General features: G+C 62.6%; 17 protein-coding genes. 9 read left to right on the top strand and 8 right to left on the bottom strand.

Features of this window, described 5'->3' with window-relative positions; translation table 11 throughout:
• The first annotated feature begins 3 nt into the window (after window positions 1-3).
• On the top strand, window positions 4-1,125 hold the full coding sequence (locus tag H147_RS0113690; RefSeq protein ID WP_019955947.1) for a trans-sulfuration enzyme family protein: 1,122 nt from the start codon (window positions 4-6) through the stop codon (window positions 1,123-1,125).
• Here the strand turns inward: H147_RS0113690 and H147_RS0113695 are convergent.
• Window positions 1,122-1,496, bottom strand: a complete 375-nt coding sequence (locus tag H147_RS0113695; RefSeq protein ID WP_019955948.1) for a rhodanese-like domain-containing protein — start codon at window positions 1,494-1,496, stop codon at window positions 1,122-1,124. The two genes, H147_RS0113690 and H147_RS0113695, sit on opposite strands and share 4 nt — an antisense overlap.
• Window positions 1,497-1,600: 104 nt before the next feature.
• On the bottom strand, window positions 1,601-2,287 hold the full coding sequence (locus H147_RS0113700) for a response regulator transcription factor (RefSeq protein ID WP_026352525.1): 687 nt from the start codon (window positions 2,285-2,287) through the stop codon (window positions 1,601-1,603).
• Between the two features lie 153 nt (window positions 2,288-2,440).
• Here H147_RS0113700 and ribA point away from each other — a divergent pair, with 153 nt between their 5' ends.
• From ribA to H147_RS0113720, 4 genes are all read left to right on the top strand, one after another.
• Window positions 2,441-3,520 (top strand): GTP cyclohydrolase II, encoded by a 1,080-nt coding sequence (gene ribA / locus H147_RS0113705; protein WP_019955950.1) that lies wholly within the window; start codon window positions 2,441-2,443, stop codon window positions 3,518-3,520.
• Between the two features lie 651 nt (window positions 3,521-4,171).
• A complete protein-coding gene (locus H147_RS0113710; protein ID WP_019955951.1) occupies window positions 4,172-4,666 on the top strand; it encodes a L,D-transpeptidase family protein in 495 nt (164 codons plus the stop codon).
• Between the two features lie 47 nt (window positions 4,667-4,713).
• Window positions 4,714-5,217 (top strand): RNA pyrophosphohydrolase, encoded by a 504-nt coding sequence (locus H147_RS0113715; protein WP_019955952.1) that lies wholly within the window; start codon window positions 4,714-4,716, stop codon window positions 5,215-5,217.
• On the top strand, window positions 5,217-5,693 hold the full coding sequence (locus tag H147_RS0113720) for a hypothetical protein (protein WP_019955953.1): 477 nt from the start codon (window positions 5,217-5,219) through the stop codon (window positions 5,691-5,693). Before H147_RS0113715 ends, H147_RS0113720 begins: the two co-directional genes overlap by 1 nt.
• Here H147_RS0113720 and H147_RS0113725 read toward each other — a convergent pair.
• The 3 genes from H147_RS0113725 to H147_RS0113735 form a co-directional block, all read right to left on the bottom strand.
• Complete coding sequence (locus H147_RS0113725) at window positions 5,682-6,869, bottom strand: lytic murein transglycosylase (RefSeq protein WP_019955954.1); 1,188 nt, start codon at window positions 6,867-6,869, stop codon at window positions 5,682-5,684. The two genes, H147_RS0113720 and H147_RS0113725, sit on opposite strands and share 12 nt — an antisense overlap.
• 132 nt (window positions 6,870-7,001) lie before the next feature.
• Window positions 7,002-9,257, bottom strand: coding sequence for a ribonuclease R (rnr, locus tag H147_RS0113730; RefSeq protein ID WP_019955955.1), 2,256 nt, complete (start codon window positions 9,255-9,257; stop codon window positions 7,002-7,004).
• 30 nt (window positions 9,258-9,287) lie between these two features.
• Entirely contained in the window at window positions 9,288-10,046 is a 759-nt protein-coding gene (locus tag H147_RS0113735) for a helix-turn-helix domain-containing protein (protein ID WP_026352527.1), read from the bottom strand.
• A 107-nt stretch (window positions 10,047-10,153) separates the two neighbouring features.
• Between H147_RS0113735 and H147_RS0113740 the strand changes: the two genes are divergently transcribed.
• Complete coding sequence (locus tag H147_RS0113740) at window positions 10,154-10,588, top strand: hypothetical protein (protein WP_019955957.1); 435 nt, start codon at window positions 10,154-10,156, stop codon at window positions 10,586-10,588.
• On the opposite strand, the gene dapE is transcribed toward H147_RS0113740, so the two are convergent.
• Genes dapE through H147_RS0113755 form a run of 3 tightly spaced genes read right to left on the bottom strand, consistent with a single transcriptional unit; the run spans window position 10,576 to window position 12,750 of the window.
• The gene (gene dapE / locus H147_RS0113745; RefSeq protein ID WP_019955958.1) at window positions 10,576-11,715 is read right to left on the bottom strand and encodes a succinyl-diaminopimelate desuccinylase; all 1,140 of its coding nucleotides are present in this window, start codon (window positions 11,713-11,715) and stop codon (window positions 10,576-10,578) included. The genes H147_RS0113740 and dapE overlap by 13 nt on opposite strands.
• A complete protein-coding gene (locus tag H147_RS0113750; protein ID WP_043699992.1) occupies window positions 11,708-12,001 on the bottom strand; it encodes a DUF1244 domain-containing protein in 294 nt (97 codons plus the stop codon). The genes dapE and H147_RS0113750 overlap by 8 nt, the downstream gene beginning before the upstream one ends.
• 11 nt (window positions 12,002-12,012) lie before the next feature.
• Window positions 12,013-12,750, bottom strand: a complete 738-nt coding sequence (locus tag H147_RS0113755) for an N-formylglutamate amidohydrolase (protein ID WP_019955960.1) — start codon at window positions 12,748-12,750, stop codon at window positions 12,013-12,015.
• Window positions 12,751-12,854: 104 nt separating this feature from the next.
• Between H147_RS0113755 and pyk the strand changes: the two genes are divergently transcribed.
• The 3 genes from pyk (at window position 12,855) to rpmI (ending at window position 14,866) form a co-directional block, all read left to right on the top strand.
• Window positions 12,855-14,300 carry a pyruvate kinase gene (gene pyk, locus H147_RS0113760; protein WP_019955961.1) on the top strand — a complete coding sequence of 482 codons (1,446 nt, stop codon included), beginning with the start codon at window positions 12,855-12,857 and terminating at the stop codon, window positions 14,298-14,300.
• Window positions 14,301-14,330: 30 nt separating this feature from the next.
• Window positions 14,331-14,555 carry a hypothetical protein gene (locus H147_RS0113765; RefSeq protein ID WP_019955962.1) on the top strand — a complete coding sequence of 75 codons (225 nt, stop codon included), beginning with the start codon at window positions 14,331-14,333 and terminating at the stop codon, window positions 14,553-14,555.
• 110 nt (window positions 14,556-14,665) lie between these two features.
• On the top strand, window positions 14,666-14,866 hold the full coding sequence (gene rpmI / locus H147_RS0113770; RefSeq protein ID WP_026352528.1) for a 50S ribosomal protein L35: 201 nt from the start codon (window positions 14,666-14,668) through the stop codon (window positions 14,864-14,866).
• The last annotated feature ends 11 nt before the right edge of the window (window positions 14,867-14,877 follow it).

Raw genomic sequence — 14,877 nt, forward strand, 5'->3', positions numbered from 1 at the left:
GGCATGAAAAAGCCATTGCACCCCGCCACCATCGCCGCCCATGCCGCAGGCGCGCTTGACCCGCAATCAGGGGGGGTCGTGCCTGCGCTGCAGCCGTCCACCACGTTCCTGCGCGATGAAAACTACGCGCTGGTGCGGCCGGACAATATCTATTCCCGCGACAATTCCGACAATATGCGTCAGGCCGAGGCGGTCATCCGCGCGCTGGAAAACGCGCAGGATACGCTGCTGTTCCCCTCGGGCATGGCCGCCATTGCCGCCGTGTTCCGCGCGCTGCCGAACCGTGCGACGGCGATTGTCCAGTCGGGCATCTATTGGGGCACGACTGCATGGGTGCGCGAATTCTGCGCGCGGCGCGAAATCACGCTGATCGAGGTGCCTGCCGCCGATCTGGTCATGACCTGCCAGACGCGCCCCGCCGATCTGGTGCTGATCGAAACACCGTCGAACCCGTGGCTGCTGACGGTCGATATCGCTGCCGTCAAGGCCGCGACCCAAGGTGTCCTGCTGGTCGATGGCACCGCTGCCACGCCGATCCTGACGCGCGCGCTGGATCATGGGGCCGATATCGTCATGCATTCCGCGACCAAAGGGATCAACGGCCATTCCGATGTGCTGGCGGGGGTGCTCTCCACCGCCGCCCCCGATGCGGGCGTCTGGCAGGCGATCAAGGCCGACCGCAAGATGGCGGGCGCGATCCTTGGCCCGTTCGAGGCGTGGCTTCTGACCCGCGCCATGCGCACCCTGCCTTTGCGGGTGGAACGCATGTCGCAGAACGCGCTGGCGCTGGCACAGCACCTGATGGCGCATGATGCGGTCGCGGATGCGTTCTATCCCGGTCTGCCGCACCATCAGGGCCATGACATCGCCCTGCGCCAGATGCAGGGCGGTTTCGGCAGTCTGTTGTCGGTGCTGGTGAAAGGCGGGCGCGATGATGCGCTGCGTGTGACAGGCAAGCTGGCGCTGTTCCTGCGTGCCACGTCACTGGGCGGTGTCGAAAGTCTGGTGGAACACCGGTACACGATCGAGCCGCATACCGGTATTCCGGAAAACCTGATCCGCGTCAGCGCGGGGATCGAACATATCGACGATCTGATTGCCGACTGGGATCAGGCGCTGGCTTAGTCCTCGACGGGGCCGCCTGCGTCCTTCCAATCGCCGATGCCGCCTACGTTGATGACATTGGGATAACCCATGTCCTTCAGCGTCTTGCCCGCAAGGGCCGCCTGTCCGCCCAGACCGCAGACAAGGTAATAGGTCTTGTCCTTGTCAAAGAAGGGTTTGTGAAACTTTGACGTCGGATCGGCGGCGAATTCGATAAAGCCGCGCGCCACGCGTTCCGCGCCTTTGATCGTGCCCGAATGGGCGATGTCGCTGCTGTCACGCACGTCGATAAAGACCCCGGCCCCTTCGGCATGCTTCGCGATAGCATCCTTGCTGTCGATGCGGGTGACGACGGCATTCGCTTCGTCAAGATAATCCTGCGCTGTTTTCATGATGATATCCTAGCTGTTTGTGACGTTGAAAAAACGCCCGGGCACAAGGCCCGGGCAAGTCCAACAGGGAGGGTGGTGATATAACCCGATCACCGGCAGGGTTCTTATGAAACGAGCCTGTAGCCGCCTTGTTCCGTCACAAGCAAACGCGCGTTGGACGGATCGGGTTCGATTTTCTGGCGCAGACGGTAGATATGGGTTTCCAGCGTGTGCGTTGTGACACCCGCATTATAGCCCCAGACCTCGTGCAGCAGCACATCACGGGCGACCACGCCGTCTGTGGCGCGGTACAGGTATTTGAGGATATTCGTCTCTTTCTCGGTCAGGCGGACCTTTTTGTCATCTTCGGTGATCAGCATCTTTTGTGCGGGCTTGAACGTATAGGGTCCAAGCTGGAAGATCGCGTCTTCGGATTGTTCATGCGTGCGCAGCTGGCTGCGGATCCGCGCCAGAAGCACCGGAAACTTGAACGGTTTGCTGACGTAATCATTGGCACCCGCGTCAAGGCCAAGGATGGTGTCGGCATCGCTGTCCTGCGCGGTCAGCATGATGATCGGGCATTTGACGCCTTGCTTGCGCAAGCGGCGGCATAATTCGCGGCCATCGGTGTCGGGCAGACCGACATCGAGGATCATCAGATCGTACAAGCTTTCCTTTGCTTTCACGATGGCGCTTGCCCCATCATCGGCCTCGAACACGTCGAAATCCTCGGTCATCAACAACTGCTCGCCCAGCGCTTCGCGCAGGTCGTCGTCGTCGTCCACAAGCAAAATCTTTTTGAGTTGCCCCATGACAGCCTCCATCATTACATCATCGATCTGTGAACAAGATACGGATCAGACAAGATTTCCGGTGCGTGGTTCACACGGACGTGTGATCAGGCGGGGTTTTGTTTCACTTTGCGACGAAAACGGCTATCAGGTGAAACAATTGACAGGTGCCCGATGACTGGATTTTCCCCCGACATTACCGAACGGCTTGCGCGCGCACGTGCGGACCTGCGCATGGGCGTGCCCGTGGTGCTGGACGGCGGGGCTGTCATCCTCGCCGCCGAGACGCTGGACGCCGACAGGCTGGCGCATCTGCGCACCTTGGGCGGTGCGGCGGTGCTTGCGATCACCGGACGGCGGGCGGCGACGCTCAAAGCGCATGTCTATGACGGCGATCTGGCGCGGATCGCCTTGCCGCCGGATGTAAGCCTGGCATGGGTCCGGTCCGTCGCCGACCCTGCCGACGATCTGCGTGCCCCCATGAAAGGCCCGCTGCGCAGCCTGCGGGATGGCAACGCCGATCTGCACCGCGCCGCCATCGCGCTGACCAAGGCCGCGCGCCTGTTGCCCGCCGCGCTGGTGTTGCCGGTCGATGATGCCGCCGGTTTCGCGCAGGCGCACAACCTGACGCTGGTGCCTGCGACGGCGGCGGTGGATACAGCCCTCAGCCCGCTGCGCCCTGTCATCAGCGCGCGCCTGCCGCTGGAGGTGTCCGAGGCTGGCCGCCTGCACATCTTCCGCCCCGATGACGGCGCCGAGGAACATTACGCCGTCGAGATCGGCCAGCCCGACCGGTCGCAGCCCGTGTTGTCGCGCCTGCATTCGGCCTGTTTCACCGGCGATCTGCTGGGGTCGCTGAAATGCGACTGCGGCCCGCAATTGCGCGGTGCGCTGGCGCAGATGGGGGCCGAAGGGGCAGGGGTCCTGCTTTACCTCAATCAAGAAGGGCGCGGGATCGGGCTGGCCAACAAGATGCGCGCCTATTCGTTGCAGGATCAGGGGTTCGACACCGTCGAGGCGAACCACCGTCTGGGATTCGAGGATGACGAACGCGATTTCCGCATCGGGGCGGAGATCCTGAAAAAGATGGGTTTCAGCGCCGTGCGGTTGCTGACAAACAACCCCGCCAAGGTCGCGCGGATGGAAAGCTGCGGGATCAAGGTGGTGGAACGCGTTCCGCTGAAAGTGGGTGAGAATCGGCACAACACCGGCTATCTGGCCACGAAGGCCGCGAAGTCGGGGCATTTGTTGTAGGGGTTGGCATGTCCGCTTTGCGGACCTTACGGCCCTTGGTTTAGTGCGCTCTAAGGTCCGCTTAGGTACACCGTCCAACAACCGGCGGTTTTTAGAGTTTCAAATTCAACCGAGAGGGTGCGAAATTTTTACGGCGAATGGCTGTTGCTATGGTCAGTCATGAATCCTGACGTGGCGCTCCTCGCGATTGCACCTCGGTCATATCCAGGACCTGGACAATGTGCAGTGTGCGTCTGGCGCGGAGCGTGCGCTTTTTTGTAACGCCTACGTGCTATCGTCAGGACCACGGTGATCGCTAAAATCACAAAAACCAAAGTAATGATGATTTGACTAGCTGTCATACAAAAGGCCCCATGCTGTAAGTTCCCTCTTGGACATGTGTAAATCAAGGTTTCAACTGACCTCAAGTTTGGCTTGTCGGTTAGTAATCTTTTTCACAGAAACGCTTCTGATTGTATGTCCGCTAAACGACTTAACTTATGTTGCCACATAGTTCGCTCAAAACCCAAACAGTTATTGAAGGTCTTTGCATCGACGGCGATAGCGGACGTCGATGCATCATGCAGCATACGTAAAAGAGGGCTAAAGCAGCCTCACTTCAACAGCATATTTCTACTGACACCCCCGCCGCCGCCCGTTATCCCTCACCCCATGAAACCCACCGACCTTGTCCTGACCCCGACCCATCTGCGCTTTCTCAACCGTCGCTTCCCCTGCACCATCGGGCGCGGGGGCTTGAGCAAACGCAAGAAAGAAGGCGATGGCGCGACCCCTATCGGCACGCACCGGCTTGTCGGCATGCTCTACCGCCCCGACCGGATGGCGCGGCCTGCGGATTGGGCGCTGCCGATCAAGCCCGGTGATTTGTGGTCCGACGATATCCGCGACCCCGATTACAACATGATGGTGCGCGCGCCGCACCCCTTTGGCCACGAACGCCTGCGCCGCGCCGATCCGATGTATGACCTCATCATCCTGACCGACTGGAACTGGCCCTATCCGGTCAAGGGGCGGGGGTCGGCGATTTTCATCCACCAATGGCGCGGCAAAGGGCGGCCCACGGCGGGCTGCATCGGGCTTGACCGCGGCCATCTGCGCTGGATCGCCGCCCGTATCCGGCACGAAACACGGCTTGTTATCGCATAACCGCTGGACCTTGTGGCTATCTCTGGTCAAAGAAACAGGAGCAGCCCATGAAACACCAAGGCCCTTTCATGACCACCGACGAAATCGCCAATCTTCCCTATCGGCCCTGCGTCGGCGTCATGCTGATCAATCCGCGCGGCCATGTCTTCGTGGGCCAGCGCCTTGATCGCGACACCGACGCCTGGCAAATGCCCCAAGGCGGCGTCGATCCGGGCGAAAGCACCCGCACCGCCGCCTTGCGCGAACTGGAAGAAGAAACCGGCATCACCCCGAACCTTGTCAGCGTAGAGGCTGAAACGGCAGGGCTGATCCCCTATGATCTGCCCGTCGAACTGGTGCCCCATATCTGGAAAGGCCGCTATCGCGGTCAGGAACAGAAATGGTTCCTGATGCGTTTTCACGGGCGCGACAGCCAGATCAATCTACAAACCGAACACCCGGAGTTTTCCGCCTGGAAATGGGTACCACCCGCCGATCTGGTCGCGGGGATCGTGCCGTTCAAACGCGCCGTCTATGAACGCGTGCTGGCGGAATTCGCAGGCAAGCTGTGATGCGCGGCCTTGTTTGGATTGCAACGCTGCTTGCTCTTGCGGGACAGGCGCAGGCGCTCAGCTGCATGCGCACCGATGCGATCAGCACGTTTGAGGACCTGGCAGCAGCGCCAGAGGCGTATTTCGTCCTGCATGGCGTGCTGACCTTCGACGAAAGCGGCCTGCCACCCTTCGTCCAGCAAGACCCCGTTTCGGATCCGGCGCCGCTGCAAGCGCAGTTCACGGGCAAGGGACTGACGGCACAGGGCTTCAGCAAAGATTACACCGGGCCGGTCACCTTGCAGATCACCTGTGCCGGCCCCTGGTGTGGCCGCGTGCAAAGCGGACAGGACGCCATCGTTTTCGTCCCGGCGGATGATCCCGCATTGACGGTGACCGCCGGTCCTTGTGGCGGGCGGCTGTTCTATGATCCAACGCCCGAAACACTCGCGATGCTGACCGCCTGCATGCAGGGCGGAGTCTGCTCAGCGGAGTAGTTGCAACAACGGAAGCGACGGATGCCCATCAGGCACCAGACCCCGGCTGCGCTGGAACCCCATGATCGCGCCGCGCGTATTCGGCCCGATCCGGCCATCCACGCCGCCGGTGTTGAACCCCGCGCGTGTCAGCCGTTCCTGCAATTCGCGCCGCTCTGCGCTCCGCAAAGGCTGGTCGTCGGCGGGCCAGGGGCGGGTGAACGGGCCAGCGCCGCGCAACCTGTCCGCCAGATGACCGACGCCAAAGATATAGGCCTCGGCGTTGTTATAGCGCCCGATCACGCTGTAGTTTGAAAACAGCAGGAACGCCGGGCCATTCGCCCCCGTCGGCGTGGTCAGCGTCGCTTCGCCGTGGTCAGGCACGGCCCGCCCGTCGGCCCCGACGACACCGATCCGCGCCCAATCGGCAGTGCGCTGGCTGACGCGCCGCCCGGTCTGGGTATAGTCGAACCCTTGCGGCAGGCGCACCTCAGCACCCCAAGGCTGACCACCTGTCCAGTCAAAGGCGCGCAGATAGGCCGCCGTGCTGGCCAGCGCGTCGCTGGGGTCATCGCTCCATATATCCCGCCGCCCGTCGCCGGTAAAATCGACGGCATAGGCCTGATAGGAGGTCGGGATGAACTGCGTATGGCCCATCGCCCCCGCCCATGATCCGGTCATGCGGTCGGGTGTGGTGTCGCCGCGTTGCACGATCAGTAGGGCGGCAATCAGCTGTTCTTCGAAAAACGCCCCCCGCCGGCCGTCATGGGCCAGCGTCGCCAGCGTCGAAATCAACGGGACAGTGCCACGGTTCGCGCCGAAATTGCTTTCCATGCCCCAGATCGCCGCCACCACATGCGGTTCCACACCGAAACGGGCCTCGATCGCGGCAAGAACCGGCGCAAGTTCGCTTAGCTTCGCTTGCCCCGTGCTGATCCGCGTGTCGGACACGGCCGAGGCCATGTAATCGCCAAAAGGCCGCACGAATTCGGCCTGATTGCGGTCCCGCTCGATACTGTCGGTCAAGTATTGGACCTGCGCGAATGCCGCCGAAAACGTCGCGTCGCTCACTCCCGCAGCCGCCGCGCGCCTCCGAAAGCCCGCCACCCAGTTCGGGAACGTGGCCGCGTCAGCGCGTGCCGTTTGTCCTGTGATCAAGGCGCTGCCTGCCAGCGCAAAAAAATGCCTGCGATTCATCGCTGCCCTCTTTGTTTTTTCCAAAGATACACGATTTGCCGAAAGGCGATACGATGCCTCTGGTCGCAGGGCAGCTTTCTGCTGCCGCGCTTCTTTTTTCCACAAATACTCCCGCCGGAGGTATAAAAGTTCTTACTTGCGGCTGCGCTTGACCTTGCGGGCGATCTTGACCGCTTTTGCCTTGGCACTGGCTTGTTTGCGGCGGGCAGGCTTGCCACGGGTCACGCCGGGCCCGCGCGGCATGGTCCGTTCATCCAGCGTCAGTAGTTCCACGATCAGCCCGCCGGTCACGGGGGCCGCCTCGATCAGTTTGACGGTCACACGCTGGCCCAGCCGGATCAGCGTACCGGTGTCGGACCCCATCAGCGTCTGGCTGTCGGGATCGTAATGGAAATATTCGCGCCCCAGCGTGCGGATCGGGATCATCCCGTCGGCGCCGGTCTCGTCCAGTTTCACAAAGACCCCGAATTTCGCGATCCCGCTGATCCGCCCGCCCATTTCGACCCCGATCCGGTCGGACAGAAAGGCCGCCAGATAGCGGTCGGTCGTGTCGCGTTCTGCGGCCATTGACCGGCGTTCGGTGTCGGAAATCTTTTGCGCGGTATCGCCAAGATTCTCGACATCCCAAGGCGACAGCCCGTCCTTGCCCCAGCCATGGGCGGCGATCAGCGCACGGTGCACGATCAGGTCGGAATAACGCCGGATGGGTGATGTGAAATGCGCATAAGACCGCAACGCCAGCCCGAAATGCCCGAAATTGTCGGGACTGTAATAGGCCTGCGTCATCGACCGCAGCGTCGCCATGTTGATGAGTTCGGATTGTTCCGTCTCGCGCGCGGCCAGCAGAAGGCGGTTCAGATGCGCCGTTTTCAGCACCTGCCCTTTGGCCAGCACAAGGCCAGACGCCTGCACCACCTCGCGCAGAGCATCCAGCTTGTCGGGGTTCGGTTCTTCATGCACGCGGAACAGCAGGGGTGATTTCTTGGCGATCAGCGTTTCGGCGGCGGCGACATTGGCCAGCACCATGAATTCCTCGATCAGCCGGTGCGCATCCAGCCGTTCCTTGAATTGCACCGACGTGACCTTGCCCGCGTCATCCAGCACGATCTGGCGTTCGGGCAGGTCCAGTTCCAAGGGCTGGCGCTGGACGCGGGCTTTGACCAGCGCGGCATAGGCGGCATAGATCGGGCGCAGGATATCCTCTACCAGGGGTGCCGTCTTGTCATTCGGCTGCCCGTCGATCGCGTCCTGCACTTCTTCGTAGTTGAGCGAGGCGACCGATTTCATCAGACCGCGATGGAATTCGTGTCCGATCTTCTGCCCATGGGCATCGACCCGCATGGCGACGGCGATACAGGCGCGGTCAACGCCTTCGTGCAGGGAACACAGATCGCCTGACAGACGGTCCGGCAGCATCGGCACCACGCGGTCGGGGAAATAGGTGGAATTGCCGCGCTTGCGCGCCTCATGGTCCAGCGCGGTATTGGGGCGGACGTAGGCCGCGACATCGGCGATGGCGACCCAGATGATGAAACCGCCGTCGTTCTTCGGGTCTGTGTCCACCTCGACATAGCAGGCGTCGTCGTGGTCACGCGCATCCCACGGGTCGATCGTGATCAGCGGCAGGTCCCGCAGGTCCTTACGGCCTTTGACGCCGACGGGCTTGGCGGCATCGGCTTCGGCGACGGCATCGTCGGGGAAATGGTCGGGAATGCCGTGCTGGTGGATCGCGATCAGCGACACCGCACGCGGCGCTGTCGGATCACCTAGTCGCGCGACGATCCGGGCCTTTGGCAAACCGAGGCGGCCCTTCGGCCCCGCCTGTTCGGCCTCGACCAGTTCGCCGTCCTTGGCGCCGCCCGTGGCACCGGCGGCGACGACCCATTGCTTGTCCGCACCCTTGTCGATGGGCAGGACGCGCCCGCCTTCGGACCCGGCACGGAACACGCCCAATATCCGCATCGGATTGGTCCCGATCCGGCGGATCATGCGCGCGGTATGGGTGTGATCTTCGGTCTTGTCCAAGGTCAGACGCCCCAGAATCCGGTCGCCCGCGCCCAGAGCCGGATCGCTGGAGCGCAACAGCATCAGGACACGCGGTTCCGGCCCTTGGCCGGTCCATTCCAGCGGTCGCGCGAACAGGTCCCCATCCGCATCGGGGGCCATGATTTCCAGAACGGCGACGGGCGGCAGATCCTCCACATCACGATAGGACGACCGGCGCTTGGTCAGCTTGCCCGCTTCTTCCAGCTCCTTGAGTATGCGTTTGAGGTCAATCCGCGCAGCACCCTTGATCCCGAACGCCTTGGCGATGTCGCGCTTTGCGGTTTTGGTCGGATTGTCGGATATCCATGCGAGGATTTCGGATTTGGAAGGGATCTGTGTCATGCCGCTGCCTAGCATGGCGCGTGCAAGGCGTCATCCACTATCATCGGGGGGCGATTCCAGCAGCTTTCTTGTGGCGTCGTCCGCCGGGAAATAGAGCTCGATCCGCAGGTCATGCAGGGTAAGGTCCGCCGCGGTGCCAAACTGGGCGATCGTTGCAAAAAGCGACAAGCACAGGTCACCAAGCATGATCTTCATCGGCACGAATGGTTCCTGTACCTCGGCTGACTGCCCCTGTACCCGGCCCAGACAAGCGGCGGCGCGGTCGAGTTCGGGAACCCCGCCTTGCGCAAGGCTTTCCAGCCGCAGGCGTTGTGCCGCGTGATGTGCGACGTCCGGCCAGTTGGCGATGGCCTGCGGCAGATGGGCCCCGGTCATCGCGTCCAGCAGGCTGTCACCTGTCACAAGCCCAAGTCCACCGAACAGGCGCGCTGCGGGGGCGTTCATCTGTACGATCCGCCACAGCTGGTCGATGGCGATGCCGGGAAAGGGTGCGTGCCGCTGCAACGTATGCGCGACCGCCGTCCGGACGGGTGCCATCGCCGCATCGTCCCATGGACGCGCCGGATAAAGCGGGGCGAACCCGGCCTGCAACAGCATCGTGTTGCGCGGGGCGAGCGGCATTTGCAACGCGTCACCCAGACGGGCGATCATGGCGCGGCTGGGGCGCGCGCGGCCTGTCTCCAGAAACGAGATGTGGCGCGACGACACCTCCGCCGTCAGTGCCAGGTCAAGCTGGCTCATCCGGCGGGTCTGGCGCCAATTCTTGAGGGTACGGGCAAAGCTGTCCATGCGGCCATCATAGCATGGCGCGTTGTCCCGCGTCAGTTACCTGTGAGGTAATTGTCCGGCAGCCCTATGGCCGGTTAGGTGCCTTCAGCGCAAAAGAGGCATTCCGCATGACACATGACTTTCATCAATTCTGGCTCCGGGTCACCGCGATTGTCGTGGGTGTTTTCGGGCCGGTGTTCTTTCTTGGCACCATGCTGCCCACAGCCGGACCCGCCGCGCTGACGCTAGACCTTCTGGGTTGGCCGCTCGACGGCGCACAGACCTTTGCCGACCCGACAACGCGCTTTCTGTCGGCGCTGACGGGCGGGTTCCTGCTGGGATGGGGTGTCATGATCTGGATGCTTGCGACGCGGGTCCACCATCACGCGCCAGAGGCGGTGCGCCGCAGCGTGCTGGTGGGCCTGCTTGCGTGGTTCGTGCTGGACAGCCTTGGATCGGCCTTGTCAGGTAACCCGTCCAATGTCCTGTTCAACATCCTGGTCCTGCTGGTGGCGGTCGGGCCTCTCTGGTGGCCTGCGAGGCCGCTGGATCAGCCGAAATAGTCGGACAGGATGCGGCCGTAAATCGCCTTTAACTGCGTGATCTGGTCCACCGCGACCCGTTCATCGACCTGATGCATGGTTTTGCCCACAAGTCCGAATTCGACGACGGGGCAATGGTGCTGCACAAAGCGCGCATCCGATGTGCCGCCCGAGGTGGACAGCACAGGATCGCGGCCTGTTTCGGCCTTCACGGCGCGGCCCACCAGATCAGACAAAGGGCCGGGCGGGGTGATGAAACTTTCGCCCGACACCTTGACCTGCATCGCGATCCGCACACCGAAATCGGCGGCGATCTGATCGGCGATGTCCTGCATCCATGCGGTCAGGCTTGCGCCCGAATGCAGGTCGTTGAAACGGATGTTCACGCCTGCGCGGGTCTGCGCGGGGATCACATTGGTGGCCGCATTGCCCGTGTCGATGGTCACCACCGCAAGTGTCGAGGGATCAAAATGCGCGGTGCCTTGGTCCAGCTCGTGACTGGCCAGAACATCCACCAGCCGCGCGACCGCGGGCAGCGGGTTCTTTGCGCGGTGCGGATAGGCGGAATGGCCCTGCACGCCGGTCACGGTAAAGGTGGCGTTCAGCGACCCGCGCCGCCCGATCTTCATCGCCTCGCCCATCACGTCGGGGCAGGTGGGTTCGCCGACCAGACAGACCGACATCGCCTCGCGATTCGCGGCCATCCAGTCGAGAAGGGCAGTCGTACCGTCCAGCGCATCGCCTTCCTCGTCCCCCGTGATCGCCAGAATGATCGCGCCATCGGGTGGCGTGGCTGCCACGAAATCAATCGCGGCGGCGGCAAAGGCCGCGACGCCGGATTTCATATCCGTGGACCCGCGCCCGTAAAGATAGCCATCCTTGATGACCGCACCGAAGGGCGGCATCGTCCATGCGGCCTCGTCCCCCAAAGGCACGACATCGGTGTGGCCGTTGAAGCCGAAGGTCCGGTTCGCCCCCTGCCGTCCCCAGCGGGCGAAAAGGTTGGACACGCCGCCACGGTCCACGCGGGTGCAGGTGAACCCGCCTTTGGTCAGCAGATCCTCCAGCAGGACCAGCGCGCCGCCTTCCGTTGGCGTGACGGATGGGCAGCGGACCAGATCGGCGGTCAGGGCGACGGGATCAATCATGGGATTTTCTGAACGCCTCTTGTGCGGCGGGGCTTGCCTCGATCTGGTGCTGGGCGCGCCAGTCGTCATAGGACATGCCATAGAACGCCTCGCGGCCTTCGTCCTTGGTCATGGGAATGCCGCGTGCGTTCGCGGCTTCCTGATACCAGCGTGACAGGCAGTTCCGGCAAAAGCCCGCTAGGTTCATCAGGTCGATGTTCTGCACATCGGTCCGGTCGTCCTGCAGATGCTGGCGCAGGCGGCGAAAGGCCGCTGCCTCCAGCTCCATCCGTGTCTGGTCGTCCATGTCGTGCTCCTTCATAGCTGGCTGTCTTTCAGGACATTCTGCAGGATGGGCGCAAGCCTGTCGGCCCAGGCCATCTGCCCTGCCGTATCCGCGATCAGGTCTTGGCGCAGTTCGATCAAGACATTGGGGCGGCCATGTTGCAAGGCGTGCCGGTCGATTGCATCCCCGGGCAGGTGGCCTGCATAGGGCTCGTTTTCGCCCGTGCACCAGCCCTGCGCGCGGCAGGCGGCGATGAAAGGCTTGGCCAGCCGGTCGTCATGGGCGAACAGCACGCCAACCTCCCAGGGGCGGGGCGCGCGGGATCGCAGGCGGGGGGTGAAGCTGTGGATCGCGCAGATCACCGGGCGCTGCATCTTTGCGGCCAGATCGGCATAGGCATCGTGATAGGGGCGGTACAGACGGTCGAGCCGTTCGGTCAGGTCCTGCGGCCCCGCATGGCGGTTTGCGGGAATGATCGTGCCGTCGTAAAGGCGCATCAGCAGGGTCGGGTCATCCTCGCCCCGGTTGGGGTCGATCACCAGCCGCGAAAAGCATGACAGGATCGCGGGGCTGTCGAGCAGTGCTGCCAGATGCCGCGTTACGCCTGCCGCTCCGATGTCATAGGCGATGTGGCGGCCCATGTCGGCGGCGGGCAGGCCCAGATCGCCGCCCTGCACCCAATCGGGCACATGGTTGGTCGCATGGTCGCAGGTTACAAGCCAGCGGCCGGGCCTGTCCGCGCCTTCGATACTATAGGCAGGGTCTGTCATTCTCATGTCACTGCATTTAGGCTAGTTGTCGCGGGAATGGAATTGCGCAATAAGGGCGGAAAGCCGACCGTTACCGCTAACGGGCATTACCAAAGGGATTGAGTATGAAACGCCACCGCAACGTCAAGATCGTCGCCACGCTTGGCCCAGCTTCCAACGACTACGCGATGATCCGCGCCTTGCATGAAGCAGGTGCAGACGTGTTCCGTCTGAACATGTCGCATGGCGATCATTCCGAAATCCGCGCGCGGCATGAAATCATCCGGCAGGTGGAAAAAGACCTCGACAGCCCGATCGCGATCCTTGCGGATTTGCAGGGACCGAAGCTGCGGGTCGGCGTCTTTGCCAATGGCGAAGAGGAACTGGTGCCCGGAGCCGCTTTCCGTCTTGATCTGGACAAGACCGATGGCGATGCGACGCGCGTCTGCCTGCCACACAAGGAAATCTTTGACGCCCTCGAACCCGGCGCGCATCTGCTGGTCAACGATGGCAAGATCAAGCTGCGGGTCAAGGACTGCGGCGCGACCTTCGCAGACTGCGAAGTGATCGTCGGCGGCACCATTTCCAACCGCAAGGGCGTGAACGTGCCTGACGTTGTGCTGCCGCTGGCGGCGCTGTCGGACAAGGACCGCAAGGATCTGGAATTCGTCTGCGAACTGGGTGTCGACTGGCTGGCGCTGTCCTTCGTGCAGCGCCCCGCCGATGTGGACGAGGCGCGTGTGCTGGCCAAGGGTCGCGCCGCGATCCTGTCCAAGATCGAAAAGCCCGCTGCCGTGAAGAACTTCGACGAGATCCTCGCCGTCAGCGACGGGATCATGGTCGCGCGTGGCGATCTAGGCGTAGAACTGCCGGTGCAGAACGTGCCGCCGATCCAGAAGCAACTGGTGCGCAAATGCCGTGCGGCGGCCAAGCCGGTGATCGTGGCGACGCAGATGCTCGAATCCATGATCGAAAGCCCGATGCCGACCCGAGCTGAAGTGTCCGACGTGGCCACAGCGATCTATGAAGGCGCCGATGCGATCATGCTATCGGCGGAATCCGCTGCCGGTTCCTATCCGATCGAGGCCGTCCAGACGATGGACAATGTCGCGGTCGAGGTAGAGGCCGACCCCACCTATACCGAGATCATCGAAGCGTCGCGCCGTGCCGTGCGCACCAGTGTCGCCGACGGGATCGTATCCGCCGCCCGCGAGATCGCGGAGACCACCAACATCAAGGCGATCTGCTGCTTTTCGCAATCGGGCACGACCGCGCTTCTGGTGGCGCGGGAACGTCCGCGTGTGCCGATCATCGCGCTGACCAGCCATATCCGCACCGCGCGGCGGCTGTGTCTGTCATGGGGCACGAACTGCGTGATGACGGGCGAAGTCAACCGCTTCAAGGATGCCGTTGTCGCGGCGGTGCGCGCGGCACTGGCGCAGGGCATGGCCACGAAAGAGGACATGGTCGTCGTGACGGCGGGTGTGCCGTTCAACACGCCGGGGTCCACCAATATCCTGCGCGTCGCCCCCTGCGAGGAACGTTTGATTTACGCCTCCGAAACGGAATAAGGTCCGGCAGAGGCGACAGGGACAGCTTTCGTGGACTTAGATCTGATTTTCGTGGCCGGACTGGTCGTCGTGGTGTTCGGGATACCGATGCTTGTCAGCGCCTATGCCGACAGGCGCTGGCCACGCAACGCGGTGCTGATGTTCCTGCTTGGCGGCGGAGCGATTTTCTACGCTATTCAGGAAAACCCCGGCGTCTATACGGCCGGGACGGTGGACGAGGTGATCGTCGCTGTCATCGGCCGTTATATCAACTGATCAGGCTTGCGCCTTGGGCCGTTGCGTCCTATAGGGCAGCCTTCACCCGCGCGTCCGGCCAGTATGGCATGCCGAGTCGCGCGTAAGACCGACCTTTGAAGGAGACGGAAATGCCGAAGATGAAAACGAAATCGAGCTGCAAAAAGCGGTTCAAGGTGACGGCCACGGGCCGCATTCTGGCTGGTCAGGCCGGAAAGCGCCATGGCATGATCAAGCGCACCAACAAATTCCTCCGTAACGCTCGTGGCACGTCCACATTGAGCAAAGCTGACGAAGGTATCATCAAGCCGATGATGCCTTACGCACGTTGATTAGAGGGATT

Source organism: Yoonia vestfoldensis DSM 16212, assembly GCF_000382265.1.
GTDB lineage: Bacteria > Pseudomonadota > Alphaproteobacteria > Rhodobacterales > Rhodobacteraceae > Yoonia > Yoonia vestfoldensis.

Bases quoted from the DNA above. Each gene is read 5' to 3' on its own strand.
- H147_RS0113690 (WP_019955947.1), top strand. From the start codon at position 4: ATGAAAAAGCCATTGCACCCCGCCACCATCGCCGCCCATGCCGCAGGC.
- H147_RS0113695 (WP_019955948.1), bottom strand. From the start codon at position 1,496: ATGAAAACAGCGCAGGATTATCTTGACGAAGCGAATGCCGTCGTCACC.
- H147_RS0113700 (WP_026352525.1), bottom strand. From the start codon at position 2,287: ATGGGGCAACTCAAAAAGATTTTGCTTGTGGACGACGACGACGACCTG.
- ribA (WP_019955950.1), top strand. From the start codon at position 2,441: ATGACTGGATTTTCCCCCGACATTACCGAACGGCTTGCGCGCGCACGT.
- H147_RS0113710 (WP_019955951.1), top strand. From the start codon at position 4,172: ATGAAACCCACCGACCTTGTCCTGACCCCGACCCATCTGCGCTTTCTC.
- H147_RS0113715 (WP_019955952.1), top strand. From the start codon at position 4,714: ATGAAACACCAAGGCCCTTTCATGACCACCGACGAAATCGCCAATCTT.
- H147_RS0113720 (WP_019955953.1), top strand. From the start codon at position 5,217: ATGCGCGGCCTTGTTTGGATTGCAACGCTGCTTGCTCTTGCGGGACAG.
- H147_RS0113725 (WP_019955954.1), bottom strand. From the start codon at position 6,869: ATGAATCGCAGGCATTTTTTTGCGCTGGCAGGCAGCGCCTTGATCACA.
- rnr (WP_019955955.1), bottom strand. From the start codon at position 9,257: ATGACACAGATCCCTTCCAAATCCGAAATCCTCGCATGGATATCCGAC.
- H147_RS0113735 (WP_026352527.1), bottom strand. From the start codon at position 10,046: ATGGACAGCTTTGCCCGTACCCTCAAGAATTGGCGCCAGACCCGCCGG.
- H147_RS0113740 (WP_019955957.1), top strand. From the start codon at position 10,154: ATGACACATGACTTTCATCAATTCTGGCTCCGGGTCACCGCGATTGTC.
- dapE (WP_019955958.1), bottom strand. From the start codon at position 11,715: ATGATTGATCCCGTCGCCCTGACCGCCGATCTGGTCCGCTGCCCATCC.
- H147_RS0113750 (WP_043699992.1), bottom strand. From the start codon at position 12,001: ATGGACGACCAGACACGGATGGAGCTGGAGGCAGCGGCCTTTCGCCGC.
- H147_RS0113755 (WP_019955960.1), bottom strand. From the start codon at position 12,750: ATGACAGACCCTGCCTATAGTATCGAAGGCGCGGACAGGCCCGGCCGC.
- pyk (WP_019955961.1), top strand. From the start codon at position 12,855: ATGAAACGCCACCGCAACGTCAAGATCGTCGCCACGCTTGGCCCAGCT.
- rpmI (WP_026352528.1), top strand. From the start codon at position 14,666: ATGCCGAAGATGAAAACGAAATCGAGCTGCAAAAAGCGGTTCAAGGTG.